General features: G+C 63.4%; 19 protein-coding genes. 15 read left to right on the forward strand and 4 right to left on the reverse strand.

Going from position 1 to position 16760, the window contains the following annotated elements:
- The first annotated feature begins 6 nt into the window (after positions 1–6).
- From nqrF to sthA, 4 genes are all read left to right on the forward strand, one after another.
- Entirely contained in the window at positions 7–1233 is a 1227-nt protein-coding gene (nqrF, locus tag FFS60_RS15700; protein ID WP_028629462.1) for an NADH:ubiquinone reductase (Na(+)-transporting) subunit F, read from the forward strand.
- Positions 1226–2236: an FAD:protein FMN transferase gene (locus FFS60_RS15705; protein ID WP_137822476.1), complete on the forward strand. Its 1011-nt coding sequence runs from the start codon at positions 1226–1228 to the stop codon at positions 2234–2236. Before nqrF ends, FFS60_RS15705 begins: the two co-directional genes overlap by 8 nt.
- Before the next feature lie 2 nt (positions 2237–2238).
- Positions 2239–2466, forward strand: a complete 228-nt coding sequence (nqrM, locus tag FFS60_RS15710; protein WP_028629460.1) for a (Na+)-NQR maturation NqrM — start codon at positions 2239–2241, stop codon at positions 2464–2466.
- Positions 2467–2616: 150 nt separating this feature from the next.
- The gene (gene sthA / locus FFS60_RS15715; protein ID WP_028629459.1) at positions 2617–4011 is read left to right on the forward strand and encodes a Si-specific NAD(P)(+) transhydrogenase; all 1395 of its coding nucleotides are present in this window, start codon (positions 2617–2619) and stop codon (positions 4009–4011) included.
- A 144-nt stretch (positions 4012–4155) separates the two neighbouring features.
- Here sthA and FFS60_RS15720 read toward each other — a convergent pair whose 3' ends face one another.
- The 3 genes from FFS60_RS15720 to FFS60_RS15730 are packed head-to-tail and all read right to left on the reverse strand — an operon-like array spanning position 4156 to position 5765.
- Entirely contained in the window at positions 4156–4878 is a 723-nt protein-coding gene (locus FFS60_RS15720) for a glycerophosphodiester phosphodiesterase (protein ID WP_028629458.1), read from the reverse strand.
- Positions 4879–4880: 2 nt separating this feature from the next.
- The gene (locus FFS60_RS15725; protein WP_137822477.1) at positions 4881–5171 is read right to left on the reverse strand and encodes a phosphodiesterase; all 291 of its coding nucleotides are present in this window, start codon (positions 5169–5171) and stop codon (positions 4881–4883) included.
- Between the two features lie 9 nt (positions 5172–5180).
- Positions 5181–5765 (reverse strand): PilZ domain-containing protein, encoded by a 585-nt coding sequence (locus tag FFS60_RS15730; RefSeq protein WP_137822478.1) that lies wholly within the window; start codon positions 5763–5765, stop codon positions 5181–5183.
- A gap of 167 nt (positions 5766–5932) precedes the next feature.
- On the opposite strand from FFS60_RS15730, the gene FFS60_RS15735 reads away from it, so the two are divergent.
- The 3 genes from FFS60_RS15735 to FFS60_RS15745 are packed head-to-tail and all read left to right on the forward strand — an operon-like array spanning position 5933 to position 9105.
- Complete coding sequence (locus tag FFS60_RS15735) at positions 5933–7183, forward strand: lipoprotein-releasing ABC transporter permease subunit (protein WP_137822479.1); 1251 nt, start codon at positions 5933–5935, stop codon at positions 7181–7183.
- Complete coding sequence (lolD, locus tag FFS60_RS15740; RefSeq protein WP_137822480.1) at positions 7176–7859, forward strand: lipoprotein-releasing ABC transporter ATP-binding protein LolD; 684 nt, start codon at positions 7176–7178, stop codon at positions 7857–7859. The genes FFS60_RS15735 and lolD overlap by 8 nt, the downstream gene beginning before the upstream one ends.
- 1 nt (position 7860) lies before the next feature.
- Positions 7861–9105 (forward strand): lipoprotein-releasing ABC transporter permease subunit, encoded by a 1245-nt coding sequence (locus tag FFS60_RS15745; protein ID WP_137822481.1) that lies wholly within the window; start codon positions 7861–7863, stop codon positions 9103–9105.
- Positions 9106–9156: 51 nt separating this feature from the next.
- Here the strand turns inward: FFS60_RS15745 and FFS60_RS15750 are convergent, their stop codons facing one another.
- Positions 9157–9684 carry a DUF2062 domain-containing protein gene (locus FFS60_RS15750; protein ID WP_137822482.1) on the reverse strand — a complete coding sequence of 176 codons (528 nt, stop codon included), beginning with the start codon at positions 9682–9684 and terminating at the stop codon, positions 9157–9159.
- Between the two features lie 173 nt (positions 9685–9857).
- On the opposite strand from FFS60_RS15750, the gene FFS60_RS15755 reads away from it, so the two are divergent.
- From FFS60_RS15755 to murB, 8 genes are all read left to right on the forward strand, one after another.
- Positions 9858–12083, forward strand: coding sequence for a DNA internalization-related competence protein ComEC/Rec2 (locus FFS60_RS15755; protein WP_028629451.1), 2226 nt, complete (start codon positions 9858–9860; stop codon positions 12081–12083).
- 72 nt (positions 12084–12155) lie between these two features.
- Positions 12156–12791, forward strand: a complete 636-nt coding sequence (locus FFS60_RS15760; protein ID WP_028629450.1) for a MotA/TolQ/ExbB proton channel family protein — start codon at positions 12156–12158, stop codon at positions 12789–12791.
- Positions 12788–13234, forward strand: coding sequence for a biopolymer transporter ExbD (locus FFS60_RS15765; protein ID WP_028629449.1), 447 nt, complete (start codon positions 12788–12790; stop codon positions 13232–13234). The genes FFS60_RS15760 and FFS60_RS15765 overlap by 4 nt, the downstream gene beginning before the upstream one ends.
- A complete protein-coding gene (gene lpxK / locus FFS60_RS15770; protein WP_137822483.1) occupies positions 13234–14238 on the forward strand; it encodes a tetraacyldisaccharide 4'-kinase in 1005 nt (334 codons plus the stop codon). Before FFS60_RS15765 ends, lpxK begins: the two co-directional genes overlap by 1 nt.
- Positions 14239–14277: 39 nt before the next feature.
- Positions 14278–14463, forward strand: coding sequence for a Trm112 family protein (locus tag FFS60_RS15775; RefSeq protein WP_028629447.1), 186 nt, complete (start codon positions 14278–14280; stop codon positions 14461–14463).
- Positions 14460–15224, forward strand: a complete 765-nt coding sequence (gene kdsB / locus FFS60_RS15780; RefSeq protein WP_137822484.1) for a 3-deoxy-manno-octulosonate cytidylyltransferase — start codon at positions 14460–14462, stop codon at positions 15222–15224. The genes FFS60_RS15775 and kdsB overlap by 4 nt, the downstream gene beginning before the upstream one ends.
- Entirely contained in the window at positions 15224–15688 is a 465-nt protein-coding gene (locus FFS60_RS15785; protein WP_028629445.1) for a low molecular weight protein-tyrosine-phosphatase, read from the forward strand. The genes kdsB and FFS60_RS15785 overlap by 1 nt, the downstream gene beginning before the upstream one ends.
- Positions 15685–16704, forward strand: a complete 1020-nt coding sequence (gene murB, locus FFS60_RS15790; RefSeq protein ID WP_137822485.1) for a UDP-N-acetylmuramate dehydrogenase — start codon at positions 15685–15687, stop codon at positions 16702–16704. The genes FFS60_RS15785 and murB overlap by 4 nt, the downstream gene beginning before the upstream one ends.
- Positions 16705–16760 lie beyond the last annotated feature (56 nt).

Here is a 16760-nt window from a genome sequence, read left to right on the forward strand (position 1 = left end):
ACGGCCATGCTGAGTTTTGAAATCTTCCTCGCCATCGGCATGTTCACCGCCATCGTCCTCGCGTTGGTTGTGATCATCCTGGCGGCCCGAGCCAAGCTGGTTTCCAGCGGCGACGTGAACATCGTAATCAACGGCGAGCGGACCATCACCGTTCCCGCTGGCGGCAAGCTGCTGCAGACCTTGGCAGGGCAGAGCGTCTTCCTCTCGTCCGCTTGCGGCGGTGGTGGCACGTGCGCCCAGTGCAAATGCATTGTCGAGAGCGGTGGCGGCGAGATGCTGCCTACCGAAGAATCCCACTTCACCCGCCGTCAGGCGAAGGAAGGCTGGCGCCTGTCCTGCCAGACGCCGGTGAAGCAGGACATGCACATCGAAGTGCCGGAAGAAGTCTTCGGCGTGAAGAAGTGGGAATGCACGGTGGAGTCCAACCCCAACGTCGCCACCTTCATCAAGGAGCTGACCTTGCGCCTGCCGGAAGGGGAAAGCGTGGACTTCCGCGCCGGCGGCTATGTGCAGCTGGAATGCCCGCCGCACCAGGTGGCCTACAAGGACTTCGACATCCAGCCCGAGTACCGTGGCGACTGGGACAAGTTCAACCAGTGGAAGTACGTGTCCAAGGTTGAAGAGACGGTGATCCGCGCCTACTCGATGGCTAACTACCCGGACGAGAAGGGCATCGTGAAGTTCAACATCCGTATCGCCTCTCCGCCACCGGGCAAGGATGACCTGCCGCCGGGGCAGATGTCGTCCTGGGTCTTCAGCCTCAAGCCGGGCGACAAGGTCACCGTGTACGGTCCCTTCGGCGAGTTTTTCGCCAAGGACACTGATGCTGAGATGGTCTTCATCGGCGGCGGTGCAGGCATGGCGCCTATGCGCTCGCACATTTTCGACCAGCTAAAGCGCCTGGGTTCCAAGCGCAAGATCAGCTTCTGGTACGGCGCACGCTCACTGCGCGAGGCCTTCTACACCGAAGAGTACGACCAGCTGCAGGCAGAGAACCCCAACTTCCAGTGGCACCTGGCGCTGTCCGATCCGCAGCCGGAAGATAACTGGACCGGCCTCAAGGGCTTCATCCACAACGTGCTGTTCGAGAACTACCTCAAGGACCACCCGGCCCCTGAGGATTGCGAGTTCTACATGTGCGGCCCGCCGATGATGAACGCGGCCGTGATCAAGATGCTGCTGGATCTGGGCGTTGAGCGGGAGAACATCCTGCTTGACGACTTTGGTGGCTAGGGCGCTCGCTTCGCTTCTCGCGGCCAGCCTGCTGTTGGCTGGCTGCGGTGGCGACTCGCTGGAGCAGTTCGGCGGCCCGACCATGGGCAGCAGCTACTCGGTCAAATACGTGCGCAGCGCCTCCGGTCCGTCGGTGGAGGAGGCGCGGGGTGAAGTGGAAGGGATTCTCGCCGAGATCGACCAGCAGATGTCCACCTATCGGGCGGACTCCGAGGTCGAGCGCTTCAATGCACTGCCGGCCGGCAGTTGCCTGACGCTGCCAGCGGCCATGCTGGAGCTGGTGGCCTTTGGCAGCAAGTTGTCCCGGGACAGTGGCGGCGCCTTCGATATGACGGTCGAGCCGCTGCTCAACCTCTGGGGTTTTGGCCCGCAATCACGCGGCGATCAGGTACCCAGCCCCGAAGCCATCGCTGCGGCGAAGGCGGAAGTCGGCCAGCAACACCTGTCCATTCGTGGTCACGAGTTGTGCAAGGACGCGCCGGTCCAGCTGGACTTCAACAGTATCGCCGCCGGTTACGCGGTTGACCGCGTCGTGGCGCGGCTGGGCGAGTTGGGTGTCAGCAGTGCCCTGGTGGAGATCACGGGCGAGCTCAAGGCCTTCGGCCGCAAACCCGACGGCGCGCCCTGGCGTATCGCTGTCGAGGCGCCGAGGGATGATCGCCAGGTGGCACAGAAGATCATCACGCTCGATGGACTAGGGGTTTCCACGTCCGGCGACTATCGCAACTACTTTGAGAAGAATGGCAAACGCTATTCCCACACGCTGGACCCCAAGACTGGCACGCCCATCAGCCACAACCTGGCTGCGGTCACGGTGGTGGATGAGTCGGCGCTGAGAGCGGACGGTCTGTCGACATTACTGATGGTGCTGGGGCCGGAAGCAGGCGAAGCCTATGCTGAAGCTCATGGCATCGCCGCATTGTTCGTGACCCGCGACGGCCAGGGTTTCGTCAGCCATGTCAGCAGCCGCTATCGGCAGCTGTTCGAGAAAGAGGAGAACTGAACATGACCTTCCTGCTGGTATTCCTGATCATGCTGTTGGTAGTGCTGGGCATGGCCGTGGGCGTGATCATGGGGCGCAAACCCATTGCCGGGTCCTGCGGTGGTATCGCCAACCTCGGCATCGAGAAGGAATGCTCGATTTGCGGTGGTAATCGTGAGAAGTGCGAAGAGGTAAGTCGCGACGGCGATGTAGTGGATTCAAACCTCGCCTACGACGCGACCAAGCGCTAATGTGCAGCGCCAAGCCGCTCGGCTAAGCTGCACGCCAGTTCAAGGTCCCGCCCGGGATCGTCGAAACAGGTTCCGAATTCCGCGGTGTCGAGAGCCGCGGACCTTGCCGGGGGCGCCAGAGGGCGCCCCGGCCCGTTATGAGGAGTAAGCATGGCTGTCTACAACTACGACGTAGTGGTGCTGGGTTCCGGCCCGGCGGGTGAGGGGGCAGCGATGAACGCTGCCAAGGCCGGGCGCAAGGTTGCAGTAGTGGACAACCGCCCGCTGGTCGGCGGCAACTGCACCCACTTGGGCACCATCCCGTCCAAGGCCCTGCGTCACTCGGTACGGCAGATCATGCAGTACAACACCAACCCGCTGTTCCGCCAGATTGGAGAACCGCGTTGGTTCTCCTTCCCTGACGTGTTGAAGAGCGCGGAGCGGGTGATCGCCAAGCAGGTGGCCTCGCGCACCGGCTTTTACGCGCGTAACCGCGTCGACGTGTTCTTCGGCACCGCAAGCTTCTCCGATGAGCAAACCGTGGAAGTCGTCTGCGCCAGCGGAGTGGTGGAAAAGCTGGTGGCCAAGCAGGTCATCGTCGCCACGGGCTCGCGCCCCTACCGCCCGGCAGATGTCGACTTCAACCACCCGCGCATTTACGACAGCGACACCATTCTCAGCCTCACCCATACACCGCGCCGCATCATCATTTACGGCGCTGGGGTGATCGGCTCCGAATACGCCTCGATCTTCAGCGGCCTGGGTGTGCTGGTGGACCTGATCGACAACCGTGACCAGTTGCTCAGCTTCCTCGACGACGAAATCTCCGACGCCCTCAGCTACCACCTGCGCAACAACAACGTGCTGATCCGCCATAACGAGGAGTACGAGCGCATCGAGGGGCTGGAGAACGGCGTGATCCTGCACCTCAAGTCCGGCAAGAAGATCAAGGCCGACTGCCTGCTGTGGTGCAACGGCCGTACCGGCAATACCGACAAGCTGGGCCTGGAGAACATTGGCATCAAGGTCAACAGCCGCGGCCAGATCAATGTCGACCAGTACTACCGCACCGAGGTCAGCAACATCTTTGCCGCCGGCGACGTGATCGGTTGGCCGAGCCTGGCCAGCGCCGCCGCCGACCAGGGGCGCTCGGCAGCCGGTAGCGCGGTTGAGAACGATAGCTGGCGCTTCGTCGACGACGTGCCCACCGGCATCTACACCATTCCGGAGATCAGCTCTATCGGCAAGAACGAAAAGGAGCTGACCCAGGCGAAGATCCCCTACGAGGTGGGCAAAGCCTTCTTCAAGGGCATGGCGCGAGCGCAAATCTCCCATGAGCCGGTAGGGATGCTGAAGATCCTGTTCCACCGCGAGACCCTGGAGATCCTCGGCGTGCACTGCTTCGGCTACCAGGCCTCGGAAATCGTGCACATTGGCCAAGCGATCATGAACCAGAAGGGCGAGGCGAACTCCATCAAGTACTTCATCAACACCACCTTCAACTACCCGACCATGGCTGAAGCCTACCGGGTGGCGGCGTTCGACGGCCTCAACCGGCTTTTTTGAGCGGCACCGGCCGGGCGCCTGAGCCGGCCGGGGAGGACCCTCTCGGCGATCCACGCCTGTGGCGTTGGCCGAACCGGGAGAGCTTCTGATCAGGCGACGCCATGAATGAAGAACCGGCCCTTGAGGCCGGTTCTTCTTTATGGCTCAGCGCACCCCGACGGTCGCGCTCGCCAGGCCGGGGAAGTCGGTGATGATGCTATCCGCACCGAAGTCGGCGAGGCGGCGCATCAGCGCCGGTTCGTTGACCGTCCACACAGAGACGTGCAGCCCTTCCTTTTGAGCGCGCAGCAGGCGCTCCGGGGTGCATAGCGTCCAGTTCAACGCCAGGACGTTGCAGCCGTGGTGCTTGGCCACCTTCAGCGGGTCCAGCCAGGCGTATTCCGCCACCAATCCACGGGACAGCGTTGGCGTCAGCCTGTTCAGCGCGCGCAGTACCTCCCGCGAACTTGAGGTGACCGTCACCTTGTCCGTCACGCCGTAGCGTTCGGCCAGCTCCTGGATCGCCAGTACGGTTCGCGCTGCTCGCACCCGTGAGGCGCTCTTCACCTCCAGTTGCCAGTGTTCGAAGTCGCAATGCTCGAACAAGGTCGCCAGTCGCGGGATGGGGCAGGGCTGTTGCCAGGCCGGGCCACCCAGTCGGGCGTCATAGGTCACCAGCTCCTCGGCGTCATGCTCCGCCACTTTGCCGCGGCGGCCAGTAGTGCGTTTCAGGCTGGGGTCGTGGATCACCATCAGCTCGCCGTCACGCGACAGGTGCAGGTCCAGCTCGCAACGCTTCACACCATGTGATAGGCATTGCCGGAAGCTGGCCAGGGTGTTTTCCGGGCATTCGCCCTTGGCGCCTCGATGGCCGTAGATCAGGGTCACGTTTATTCCCTTGGTGCTCTGGGTTGATGGTGGCGGACGCTATCGATGACGCGTCCGCTTTCGAAATAGACCGAGAATTCGCGGTAGTCCCAGCGACTGATGGGTGGCTTGCCCACCGCGGCATGCTCTTCGTCGGGCAGACCGAAACGCTGCAGGACGCTACGCTGGCTCTCACCGCGAGCTGGTAGCGAAACACCCTGGTCGCCCTGATTGCCGACGGGGATTTCGATGGTTTCGGCACCGACGGGCAGTGCGAGGAGAAGACAGGTCAGCAACAGGCCGGGGCGCATCATGCGAGGGTCTCAGGGAGTAGGGGAGGAGCGTTCGCGAGCCTGGCGTCGCTGCTGGGCCTGCTTTTGCAGAATGTGTCGTGCCAGCAACTGGCGCTGAGCGTCGGTCAGTGCCTCGAACTCAGTGCCGATGTCGAACTGGCCGTCATCACGGGGCTGGCTGTGGATCACCACGGCGCGCAGCAGCAGGCCGAGGGCCTGGGGCATCAGGACGATCTTGATCGCCAGGTGGGTGCCCAACTCGATGGATTGGTCGCTGCTGAAACCGATGCCGCCTTCGGACAGGGTGACCTGGCGTGCCGGGCCTATGTCGCGCAACAGGCTGTGGGCCACGGCTTGGCCAAGCAGATCGATGCGCTTGTTGATGACCTTGAGGTAGCTGGCCAGCGTCCGATCGCGCTCATGGATATGCCGCAACAAGTGCTGGGATTCGAAGTCCATAAGATGCAATTCGCTGAGCAGATTGAACAGCTGCGAAGCACTGTCCACGCCGCTTTCATCAGCTGTTTCGCCCTGTTTCAGCGGGCGAAATTCCAGTGCGATCGTATCTTCGATGCGGTAGTATTCGCGGCGGTCATCCGCGTCTCGTGTCGACATGGCGAACCCATGGCAGCAGTGGTGGTCGAAGAGCTGTTCCGTATTTGCAAGTCCGTTTGCGTCGCCCGGGGCGCCGCAGCAGATCACGAACAGAATTTGAGTGTAAACGCTGCTTGCCAAGCCCCGCCACAAGGACGTCCCTTCTTTCGCCAGCGAACTCCACTTCCATGTTCAGACCGCTGTCCCTGTATATAGGCGCCCGGTACACGCGCGCCAAGCGCCGCAACTACTTCGTCTCCTTCATTTCCCTGACTTCCATGATCGGTCTGGCACTCGGCGTGCTGGTCATGATCCTGGTGCTGTCGGTCATGAACGGCTTCGATCACGAGATGCGCACCCGCGTGTTGGGCATGGTGCCCCACGCTACCGTGGAGTCCGCGGTACCGATCAACGACTGGCGCAAGCTGGCCGAAGATGTTGCCCGTCATCCCGAAGTGAAGGCCGTGGCGCCCTACACGCAGGTGCAGGGGCTGCTGACCGCCGACGGCAAGGTGCAGAAGGTGCTGGTCAACGCCGTGGACCCGCAGGAAGAATCCAAGGTTTCCATCATCGGCGACTTCTTCCGCCAAGGGAGCCTGGCCGCACTGAAGCCCGGTGAATTCGGCATCGTCATCGGTGACCGCGCCGCCAGCAAGCTGGGCGTAGGCATGGGTGACAAGGTCACCTTCGTGCTCCCCGAAGTGGCGGTGACCCCGGCCGGCGTCTTTCCGCGCATGAAGCGCTTCACCGTGGTCGGCGTCTTCCATGTCGGTGCGGGCGAACTGGATGGCTTCCTGGCCATTGCCAACCTGTCCGACGTCGCCCGCCTGAAGCGCTGGCGGCCCGATCAGGTCCAGGGGCTGCGCCTGAAGCTCGATGACTTGTTCCAGGCGCCCCAGCTGGCTTGGCAGATCGCTGGCGAGTTGAAGGGCGAAGACTTCTATGCCCGCGACTGGACCCGTACCCACGGCAACCTTTACCAGGCAATCAAGATGGAGAAGGCCATAATCGGTCTGCTCCTGCTGCTGATCGTGGCCGTCGCCGCCTTCAACATCATTTCCACCCTGGTGATGGTGGTGACCGACAAGCGCGGTGACATCGCCATCCTGCGCACCCTTGGCGCCACACCGAGGCAGATCATGGGCATCTTCATGGTCCAGGGCACGGTGATCGGCGTCGTCGGCACCGTCATCGGCGGTGTACTGGGCATTCTTGCGGCGCTGAAGGTGAGCGATGCCATTGCCCTGCTGGAACGCTTGATGGGGCACAAGTTCCTCAGTGCCGAGGTCTATTTCATCGATTACCTGCCATCCCAGCTGATGGTCGAGGACGTGGTGCTGGTCTGTTCGGCCGCGCTGGTCCTGAGCTTCCTTGCCACCCTTTATCCCGCCTGGCGTGCCGCCCGCACCCAGCCAGCAGAGGCTTTGCGCTATGAGTAACAAGGCAGTCCTGAGTTGCCGCAATCTGGGCAAGAGCTACGACGAAGGCCCTCAGTCTGTCGAGGTGCTGTCGGGCGTCGAACTGGAGCTGCATCCGGGGGAACGAGTGGCCATCGTCGGCAGCTCCGGTTCCGGCAAGAGCACGCTGCTGAACATGCTGGGCGGGCTGGATACTCCGAGCACAGGGAGTGTCTGGCTGGCTGGCGAGGAACTGTCCGCCCTCAGCGAGACCGCTCGTGGCCTGCTGCGCAATCGCGCCCTGGGTTTCGTTTACCAGTTCCACCACCTGCTGCCGGAGTTCACCGCCCTGGAGAACGTCTGCATGCCGCTGCTGATCGGTCGTACTGCCATTGGCGAAGCGCGCCAGCGCGCCACCGCACTGCTGGAGCGAGTGGGGCTGGGCCATCGCCTGTCGCACAAACCGGCAGAGCTCTCTGGCGGTGAGCGTCAGCGCGTGGCCATCGCCCGTGCCCTGGTCAACAACCCGGCCCTGGTGCTGCTCGACGAACCCACGGGTAACCTCGACCAGCACACCGCCCATGGCATCCAGGAGCTGATGCTCGAGTTGAGCGGCTCTGTGCAGACTGCCTTCCTGGTGGTGACCCACGACTTGCAGCTGGCCCGCCAGATGGATCGGGCGCTGCGCCTTGAAGACGGCCGGCTGGTGGCTGCCTGAGATGTTCAGACCTCTTCCGATCTTCATCGGCACGCGCTATACGCGCGCCAAACGCCGTAACCACTTCATTTCCTTCATCTCGCTGACCTCGATGATCGGTCTGGCGCTGGGCGTGCTCGCCATGATCGTGGTGCTCTCGGTGATGAACGGTTTCCAGAAGGAGATGCGCTCGCGCATCCTCGGCATGGTTTCCCACGCCACCCTGAGCGCGGAACAGCCGCTGGAGGACTGGCGCCGGGTGGCCGATGCGGCGATGAAGCACCCGGAAGTGGTCGGTGCGGTGCCCTTCGCCGAGCTGGAAGGCATGCTGTCCTACAAGGGCATGATGCAGCCCGTGCAGATCAATGGTGTCGATCCGGCCGAGGAGCCCAAGGTTTCCATTATCGGCAAGCACATGGTTCAGGGGGACCTGAATGCCCTGAAGCCTGGCGAATCCGGCATCGTCATCGGCGAGATCACTGCACGGCGTTTCCGCCTCAACGTCGGCGACAAACTGACCCTGATCGTCCCCGAGGTGAGCGGTGCGCCAGGCGGCATCACCCCGCGCATGCAACGCCTCAATGTGGTAGGTGTGTTCAAGGTTGGCGCGGAGCTGGACAGCTCCCTGGCGCTGATCAATATTGCCGATGCTTCGGCTATCCAGCGTCTGCCGGAAGGGCAGGTGCAAAGCGTACGGATTGCACTTGAGGATCTGTTCCTGGCACCTGAGGTGTCGAAGCAGATCGCCGCAGAGCTGGGGCAGGGCTACCGTGCAGATGACTGGACTCACACCCAGGGCAGCCTGTTCAGCGCCATGAAGATGGAGAAAACCATGATCGGCCTGCTCCTGCTGCTGATCGTGGCCGTTGCCGCCTTCAACATCATCGCCACGCTGATCATGGTTGTGGCCGACAAGCGCGCGGATATCGCTATCCTCCGCACCTTGGGTGCGACGCCGCGGCAGATCATGGCCGTGTTCATGGTTCAAGGCAGTGTGATCGGCGTCATCGGTACTCTGATCGGTACTGTTCTGGGCGTCATCACCGCGCTCAACGTCAGTCAGTGGATCGCCGCCCTGGAGCGTGCTAGCGGCCGGCAGATCTTCAGCTCAGACGTCTACTTCGTGAGCTATCTACCGTCCGAACTGCAGCTGGGCGATGTGATGTTGATCTGCACGGCTGCCCTGGTGCTGAGCTTCCTGGCCACCCTCTATCCAGCGTGGCGGGCGGCCCAAACCCAGCCAGCCGAGGCCTTGCGCTACGAATAATCGGCTGTGACGGCAAGTAAAAACGCCGCTTTCGAAGCGGCGTTTTTCATTTCAGCGGCTGGTTTCTCGGCGCGCCTTCTGGCGCTTGCGCCAGCTATGGCCAACCCACCAACGCCAATAGAGCATGGTCAGCATGTAAGCCAGTGCGCCGACCAATACGCCGCAGACCAGCGAGCCTAGGAGAAATGGCTGCCAGAGCGTGGAAAGTTCCTGGGTGATCCATTCCCAAGTCAGTTCATCAGGTAGGGCGCGCGGAGAAATCTGCATGATCCAGGCCCCCATCTTGTAGGTGCAGTAGAAGACCGGCGGCATGGTGATGGGGTTGGTCAGCCAGACCAGACCCACCGAGATCGGCAGGTTCGCGCGGACCGCGATGGCCAGGCCGGCGGCCAGCAGCATCTGCATGGGAATGGGGACGAACGCCGCGAACAGGCCCATGGCCATGGCGCGGGCGACCGAGTGGCGATTGAGGTGCCAGAGGTTCGGGTCGTGGATGAGCGTGCCGAGAAAACGCAGGGACTTGTGTTCCCTGATAGTGTCCGGATTCGGCATGTAGCGTTTGAAGATGCGACGCGGCATGAGCGGTCTCTGGCGGACGAAAGCGCCGGGTATTATGCACACCCGGAAATGACAGCGCCGGGTCAGATTGTGTCGGCAAGTTTAACGGGAATTGCACCGGTCTGATCGACCCGTGCAGGGTGGCACAGGATGTTGCCGCGCTTTTCATCCCAGGGAAAGGGAGTTGGATACCCATGGTGTCGGGTCTGGCGACGCTTGCCGTCGGCCTTCTTCTACTGCGTTGGATACCCAGTCTGCCGCCTGTCTGGTGGCTCTATTTTCAGCTGGTTCTCGGTTTCGGGTTGCTGATGTCACGCGCCTGGCGCCTCGGCCTCTTTCTCCTCGGCCTTGGCTGGGCGTGTCTGAGTGTCCAGTGGGCGCTGGATGACCGCTTGGACTCCCGTCTGGATGGCCAGGTGCGCTGGCTGGAAGGGCGGGTAGTCGGTTTGCCGAGTACGGCCGACGGTGTGGTGCGTTTCGAGCTCACCGATCTTCATTCCGCGCGGGCACAGCTGCCTGGCCGCCTGCGCTTGTCCTGGCACGATGGGCCGCGTGTGCTCGCCGGTGAGCGCTGGCGCCTGGCGGTCCGTCTCAAGCGGCCGCGGGGTTTGGTGAACCCGGCGACTTTCGATTACGAAGCCTGGTTGCTGGCGCGGCGTATAGGTGCGACCGGCTCGGTGAAGGCTGGCGAACGTGTCCAGCCGGCTGACGGCCTCGTTGCCTGGCGTGATGCACTGCGTCAACGTTTGCTGGAAGTGGATGCCAACGGGCGGGCCGGAGGACTTGCCGCCCTGGTGCTGGGCGATGGTTCCGGCTTGCAGGATCGGGATTGGCGACTGCTGCAGGACACCGGTACCACTCACCTGATGGTGATTTCAGGCCAGCACATAACCCTCTTTGCCGGCGTGCTCTATGGCGTGGTCGCGGCACTTGCGCGATTCGGACTCTGGCCCCGGCGCCTGCCCTGGCTGCCCTGGGCCTGCTTCATGGCTTTCGCCGGAGGCCTTGGCTACGGCGTGATGGCCGGCTTCGACGTGCCGGTGCAGCGGGCGTGTGTGATGCTCGCTGTCGTTCTGCTCTGGCGTTTGCGTTTTCGCCACCTGGGCTTCCTCACGCCGCTGCTGGTTGCTCTTTGCGTCGTGTTGTCAGTGGAACCACTGGTGATCCTGCAGCCGGGTTTCTGGTTGTCCTTCGGTGCAGTGGTCTTGCTGATCCTGGCTTTCGCCGGCCGTCTCGGCGCGTGGCCCTGGTGGCACACCTGGTGGCGTGCCCAGTGGGTGATGGGCCTGGGGCTTGCGCCGCTGCTGCTGGCCCTGGCTTTGCCCATCAGTCTCAGTGGGCCATTGGCCAACCTGGTGGCGGTGCCCTGGATCAGCCTGGTGGTATTACCGCTGGCGCTGCTGGGTACCTTGCTGCTGGGCATTCCTGTTGTGGGAGACGCGCTGCTCTGGTTGGCTGGAGGCGCACTGGACCTTCTGTTTCAGATGCTGGCCTGGATGGCGGCGCAGTTACCCGCCTGGATCCCGGAGCAGGTCCCCCTTTGGGCCTGGCTCCTGGGGGCATCAGGCGTCCTGCTTCTGATTGCTCCGGCGGGTGTGCCGCTGCGGGCACTTGGCCTGGCGTTGCTGATGCCGATGCTGTTTCCGTCGAATGAGCCCCTCGCGTACGGTCAGGCCGAGGTGCGGGTGCTGGATGTGGGGCAGGGTCTTTCAGTGTTGGTGCGCACCCGCGAGCATGCGCTGCTCTACGATGCCGGACCACGCCGGGGTGACTTCGACATCGGCGAGCGGGTGGTGGTGCCGACCTTGCGCGGCCTCGGGGTCTCCAGGCTTGACCTGATGCTGATCAGCCATGCCGACTCCGACCACGCTGGGGGCGCCCTGGCGGTGCAGCGGGGGGTGGCCGTGGAGCGCGTGCTGGCCGGCGAATTGGAGCGTTTATCTCCTGAGTTGGGGGCCGAACGCTGTTCGGCGGGGGATGCCTGGACCTGGGAAGGGGTGGACTTCCTGGTCTGGCAGTCGCCGCTGACCGGGGACAGTAACGACGCTTCATGCGTGCTGGCGATCGAGGCCCTTGGTGAGCGCATTCTGCTCAGCGGCGATCTGGGCACCCGTGGCGAAGCGGCCTGGGTTGCGAGCGGCCAACCACTGGCTGCGCGCTGGCTGGTAGCCGGTCACCATGGCAGTCGGACGTCTTCCAGCAGTGCCTTCCTGCGTATCGTGGCACCTGAGAAGGTGCTGATCTCCCGCGGCCACCTGAATTCCTACGGTCACCCGCATCCACTGGTCGTTTCGCGTATTCGCGCGCTGCCGGCCGATATCCATGACACCGCGGAACAGGGCCACTTGCTGCTGCGTCTGGGGGCGAACAGCGAGCCCGAAAGCGGGCGAGAAAAGTCCGTGTTCTGGAGGGAAAAATGAGAACAGCGACGGTCGGCGCAGGCCCGACCCTATGCTAGAGTGGCGCCACTTTTCCGAAGGGGATTTCCTACCGTGTGGGAGTTGGTCAAAGCCGGTGGCTGGATGATGCTGCCGATCATTCTGTGTTCCATCGCCGCCACTGCTATTGTCGCTGAACGGCTGTGGACCCTGCGTCTCAGCCGGGTCTCGCCTCCGCATTTGCTGGGGCAGGTCTGGCGCCAGATCAAGGACAAGCAACTGAACAGCCAGAAGCTCAAGGAGCTGCGCGCGTCTTCGCCTTTAGGTGAAGTGCTGGCTGCGGGCCTGGCGAACTCCAAGCATGGCCGGGAAATCATGAAGGAGTGCATCGAGGAAGCCGCTAGCCGGGTCATCCATGAACTGGAACGCTACCTCAATGCCCTGGGCACCATCGCCGCCATGGCGCCGTTGCTGGGGCTGTTGGGTACCGTCTTCGGCATGATCGAAATCTTCGGCGGCTTCATGGAAAACGGCATGGCCAATGCGCCGGTCCTGGCCGGCGGCATCGCCAAGGCTCTGGTGACCACCGCGGCGGGCCTGATCGTTGCCATTCCGGCCGTGTTCTTCCATCGCTACCTGTTGCGTCGTGTCGACGAACTGGTGGTCGCGATGGAGCAGGAAGCGATCAAGCTGGTGGAAGTGGTCCAGGGTGATCGCGAAGTCGACTTCGCTGAGGAAGCCAAAGCGTGAAGTTCCGCCGCAGGGCGGGCAATGTCGCCCGCGAAGAGGTGTTCCTCAACCTTACTTCGTTGATCGACGTGATCTTCGTGCTGTTGCTGTTCTTCGTGGTGACCACCACCTTCAGCAAGCCCAACCAGCTGAAGATCGAGCTGCCCGAAGCGGTGAGCGGCACGCCGCCCGAAGAGACGCAGCTCAAGACGCTGGAGCTTTCCATTGGCGCCGACGGCCAGTATTCACTCAACGGCCAGAACCTGGTGAAGAGTGACCTGGCGACCCTGATCTCTGCGCTGGGACGTGAGTCGGAAGGCGACAACAGCCTGCCGCTGGTGATCACCGCTGACGCTCGCACCACTCACCAGGCGGTGATTACCGCCATGGACGCCGCCGGCAAGCTGGGGTTCAGCCATCTGCGCATGACCACCGTCGAGGCCGAAGCGGCCAAGAAGCCCTGATGGCCTTCTCCGATCGTCTGCTGGACGCCTGGTACCGGGGCCATCCGGCCCTCGGCCTGCTAGGCCCGCTGGAGTGGCTCTACCGTCGGGTGGCCGAGCGCAAGCGCGCGTCGTTCCTGGCGGGGCAGGGCAACAGCTATCGCCCGCCCGTACCGCTGATCGTGGTCGGCAACATTACCGTTGGCGGCACCGGCAAGACTCCGATGATTCTCTGGCTGATCGAACACTGCCGGACGCGCGGACTGCGCGTTGGCGTGGTCAGTCGTGGTTACGGGGCGAAACCGCCGCAGCTGCCCTGGCGGGTGCGTGCCGAACAAGGCGCCGAGCTGGCCGGAGACGAGCCGCTGCTGATTGTCCAGCGCAGTGGCGTGCCCCTGATGATCGACCCTGACCGTTCCCGTGCAGTGCGGGCCCTGCTGGAGCAGGAAGAGCTGGACCTGATCCTCAGCGACGATGGCTTGCAGCACTACCGTCTCGGGCGCGACCTGGAGTTGGTGCTGATCGACGCCGCCCGTGGCCTTGGCAATCGTCGCTGCCTGCCGGCCGGGCCCTTGCGTGAGCCGCCGGAGCGCCTGGACTCTGTGGATGCGGTGCTGCGCAACGGCGCCGAGTCCGATTCCGCCGAAGGCTTCTCCTTCAAGCTGCAACCCGGCGTGCTGGTCAACTTGCGGAGCGGCGAGCGTGTGGGGCTGGAGCATTTTCCGTCCGGCCAAGCCATGCATGCGGTGGCGGGCATCGGCAACCCCCAGCGTTTCTTCACGACCCTGGAGGCGCTAAACTGGCGCCCGATTCCGCACCCCTTCGCCGATCACGCTGTCTATAGCCCGGAAGCCTTCGATTTTTCGCCGTCGCTGCCTGTGCTGATGACCGAGAAGGATGCGGTGAAGTGCCGGGCCTTCGCTGCCGCCGACTGGTGGTACCTGGCGGTCGATGCTGCACCGTCGCCGGCCTTCGTCACCTGGCTCGACGAGCAACTGGCCCGCCTGCTGCCGACCCGCTTCTAACCCAGGTAGCCCTTGGGCTGCCGTCTCAAGGATTCACTCATGGACCCGAAACTTCTCGATATCCTCGCCTGCCCCCTGTGCAAGGGGCCGCTGAAGCTGGCCGATGACAAGAGCGAGCTCATCTGCAAGGCCGACGCCCTGGCCTTTCCGGTGCGCGACGGTATCCCGGTAATGCTGGAAGGCGAGGCCCGTCCCCTCACTGTCGACGAGCGTCTGGACAAATGACCCAGGCTTTCACCGTCGTCATTCCAGCTCGCTACGCCTCGACCCGCCTGCCCGGCAAGCCGCTGCAGGACATCGCCGGCAAACCGATGATCCAGCACGTCTGGGAGCAGGCAAAACGCAGCGCAGCCCAGCACGTGGTAGTGGCCACCGATGATGCGCGCATCGTCGACGTTTGCCGGGCCGTTGGTGCCGAGGTGCTGCTGACCCGTGAAGATCACAACTCGGGCACCGATCGCCTGGCCGAAGTGGCCAGCCAGTTGGGCCTGGCCAATGACGCCATCGTGGTCAACGTGCAGGGCGACGAGCCGCTGATCCCGCCGGCCATCATCGACCAGGTGGCGGCTAACCTGGCCGCGCATCCGGAAGCTGGCATCGCGACCCTGGCCGAGCCGATCCAGGACGTGCAGGCGCTATTCAATCCCAATGTGGTGAAAGTGGCCGCCGACCTCAACGGTCTGGCCCTGACCTTCAGCCGTGCGCCGTTACCCTGGGCTCGTGATGCCTTCGCTTCCGACCGTGACCAACTGCCGGAAGGCGTACCGTATCGCCGGCATATTGGCATCTACGCGTACCGCGTTGGTCTCCTCCACGACTTCGTCGCCTGGGGACCGTGCTGGCTGGAGAACACCGAATGCCTGGAGCAGCTGCGTGCGCTCTGGCACGGCGTGCGTATCCATGTGGCTGATGCACGTGAGGCACCGCCCACTGGCGTCGATACCCCGGAAGACCTCGAGCGCGTCCGGCGCTTGCTGGGGGCCTGATGCGAGTGCTCTTCGTTTGCCTGGGCAATATCTGTCGCTCGCCCACCGCTGAGGGCGTGCTGCGTCACAAACTGCGTGAGGCCGGGCTCGCCGGGCAGGTGCAGGTGGACTCAGCTGGCACTGGTGACTGGCACGTGGGTAAGGCGCCAGACGCTCGCACCCGCGTGGCTGCTCAGCGTCGTGGCTATGACCTGTCCCAGCTGCGCGCGCGCCAGGTGGAGGTGGACGACTTCGGTCACTTCGACCTGGTCCTGGCGATGGACGAGAGTAACCTGGCCAACCTGCATCGTTTGCGTCCCGGCAACGCCGCCGCTGAACTTGACCTGTTCCTTCGCCGCTACCAGCTTGAGCTGGACGAGGTGCCGGACCCTTACTACGGCGGCGAAGCAGGCTTCGAGCAGGTCCTCGACCTGGTGGAGCAGGCCTGCGATGCACTGATCCTGGAAATCAAGGGGCGCCTGTGAGCCTGGTCCTGCACGAATATCTGTCCCTCAAGCCGTACAACACCTTCGGCGTAGACGTTAAGGCGCGGTTGTTCGCCGAGGCGCATGACGATGCCGAGGTGCGTGAGGCAATCGCCCTGGCGGCCGAGCGTGACCTTCCGCTGCTGGTGGTCGGTGGTGGTAGCAACCTGCTGCTGACGCGCGATGTAGAGGCCTTCGTCTTGCGCATGGCCAGCCGAGGGGTGCGTGTTCTGGCGGATGACGGAAAGAATGTGCTGCTGGAGGCCGAAGCCGGCGAGCCGTGGCATCCTCTGGTGCTCTGGACGCTGGAGCAGGGCCTGGGTGGCCTGGAAAACCTCAGCCTGATTCCCGGTACCGTGGGGGCTGCACCCATGCAGAACATTGGTGCCTATGGCGTTGAACTGAAGGACGTGTTCGCCGGGCTGGTCGCGCTGGACCGGGAAACCGGCGAGCTGCGCGAGTTTGCGCTGGAGGACTGCCAGTTCGCTTACCGCGACAGCCTGTTCAAGCGTGAAACCGGCCGCTGGCTGATCCTGCGTGTGCGCTTCAACCTCAGTCGCGCGCCGCAGCTGCATCTGGATTACGGCCCGGTGCGCCAGCGCCTGCAGGCCGAAGGCATCGACGCACCAACGCCCAAGGATGTCAGTCGCGCCATCTGCGCCATTCGCAGCGAAAAACTGCCAGACCCGGCCGAGCTGGGCAATGCTGGCAGTTTCTTCAAGAATCCGCTGATTAGCGCTGAGCTCGCGCAGCACTTGCGTGGCGAACATCCCGATCTGGTCGCCTATCCCCAGGCAAACGGGCAGGTCAAGCTGGCCGCTGGTTGGCTGATCGAGCGTGCTGGCTGGAAGGGGTTCCGCGAAGGCGATGCCGGCGTGCATCGCCTGCAGGCGCTGGTGCTGGTCAATTACGGTTCAGCAACGGGGAGTCAGCTGCATGACCTGGCCCAGCGCATTCGTGCAGACATTGCCAAGCGCTTTGGCGTGGAGCTGGAAATGGAGCCGAACCTGATCTGAATGGTGCTGCCTGAAACAAAAGAAACCGGCCTGATGGCCGGTTTCTTTTGTACTGA

The sequence above is a fragment of the Pseudomonas sp. D(2018) genome (assembly GCF_005502555.1).
GTDB lineage: Bacteria > Pseudomonadota > Gammaproteobacteria > Pseudomonadales > Pseudomonadaceae > Metapseudomonas > Metapseudomonas resinovorans.

What these genes read in the sequence shown, in the direction of transcription:
- FFS60_RS15735 (WP_137822479.1), top strand. Translation starts at nt 5,933, where the DNA reads ATGTTCAGACCGCTGTCCCTGTATATAGGCGCCCGGTACACGCGCGCC.
- nqrF (WP_028629462.1), top strand. Translation starts at nt 7, where the DNA reads ATGCTGAGTTTTGAAATCTTCCTCGCCATCGGCATGTTCACCGCCATC.
- nqrM (WP_028629460.1), top strand. Translation starts at nt 2,239, where the DNA reads ATGACCTTCCTGCTGGTATTCCTGATCATGCTGTTGGTAGTGCTGGGC.
- FFS60_RS15730 (WP_137822478.1), bottom strand. Translation starts at nt 5,765, where the DNA reads ATGTCGACACGAGACGCGGATGACCGCCGCGAATACTACCGCATCGAA.
- FFS60_RS15785 (WP_028629445.1), top strand. Translation starts at nt 15,224, where the DNA reads ATGCGAGTGCTCTTCGTTTGCCTGGGCAATATCTGTCGCTCGCCCACC.
- FFS60_RS15775 (WP_028629447.1), top strand. Translation starts at nt 14,278, where the DNA reads ATGGACCCGAAACTTCTCGATATCCTCGCCTGCCCCCTGTGCAAGGGG.
- FFS60_RS15750 (WP_137822482.1), bottom strand. Translation starts at nt 9,684, where the DNA reads ATGCCGCGTCGCATCTTCAAACGCTACATGCCGAATCCGGACACTATC.
- FFS60_RS15725 (WP_137822477.1), bottom strand. Translation starts at nt 5,171, where the DNA reads ATGATGCGCCCCGGCCTGTTGCTGACCTGTCTTCTCCTCGCACTGCCC.
- sthA (WP_028629459.1), top strand. Translation starts at nt 2,617, where the DNA reads ATGGCTGTCTACAACTACGACGTAGTGGTGCTGGGTTCCGGCCCGGCG.
- FFS60_RS15755 (WP_028629451.1), top strand. Translation starts at nt 9,858, where the DNA reads ATGGTGTCGGGTCTGGCGACGCTTGCCGTCGGCCTTCTTCTACTGCGT.
- FFS60_RS15745 (WP_137822481.1), top strand. Translation starts at nt 7,861, where the DNA reads ATGTTCAGACCTCTTCCGATCTTCATCGGCACGCGCTATACGCGCGCC.
- lpxK (WP_137822483.1), top strand. Translation starts at nt 13,234, where the DNA reads ATGGCCTTCTCCGATCGTCTGCTGGACGCCTGGTACCGGGGCCATCCG.
- lolD (WP_137822480.1), top strand. Translation starts at nt 7,176, where the DNA reads ATGAGTAACAAGGCAGTCCTGAGTTGCCGCAATCTGGGCAAGAGCTAC.
- kdsB (WP_137822484.1), top strand. Translation starts at nt 14,460, where the DNA reads ATGACCCAGGCTTTCACCGTCGTCATTCCAGCTCGCTACGCCTCGACC.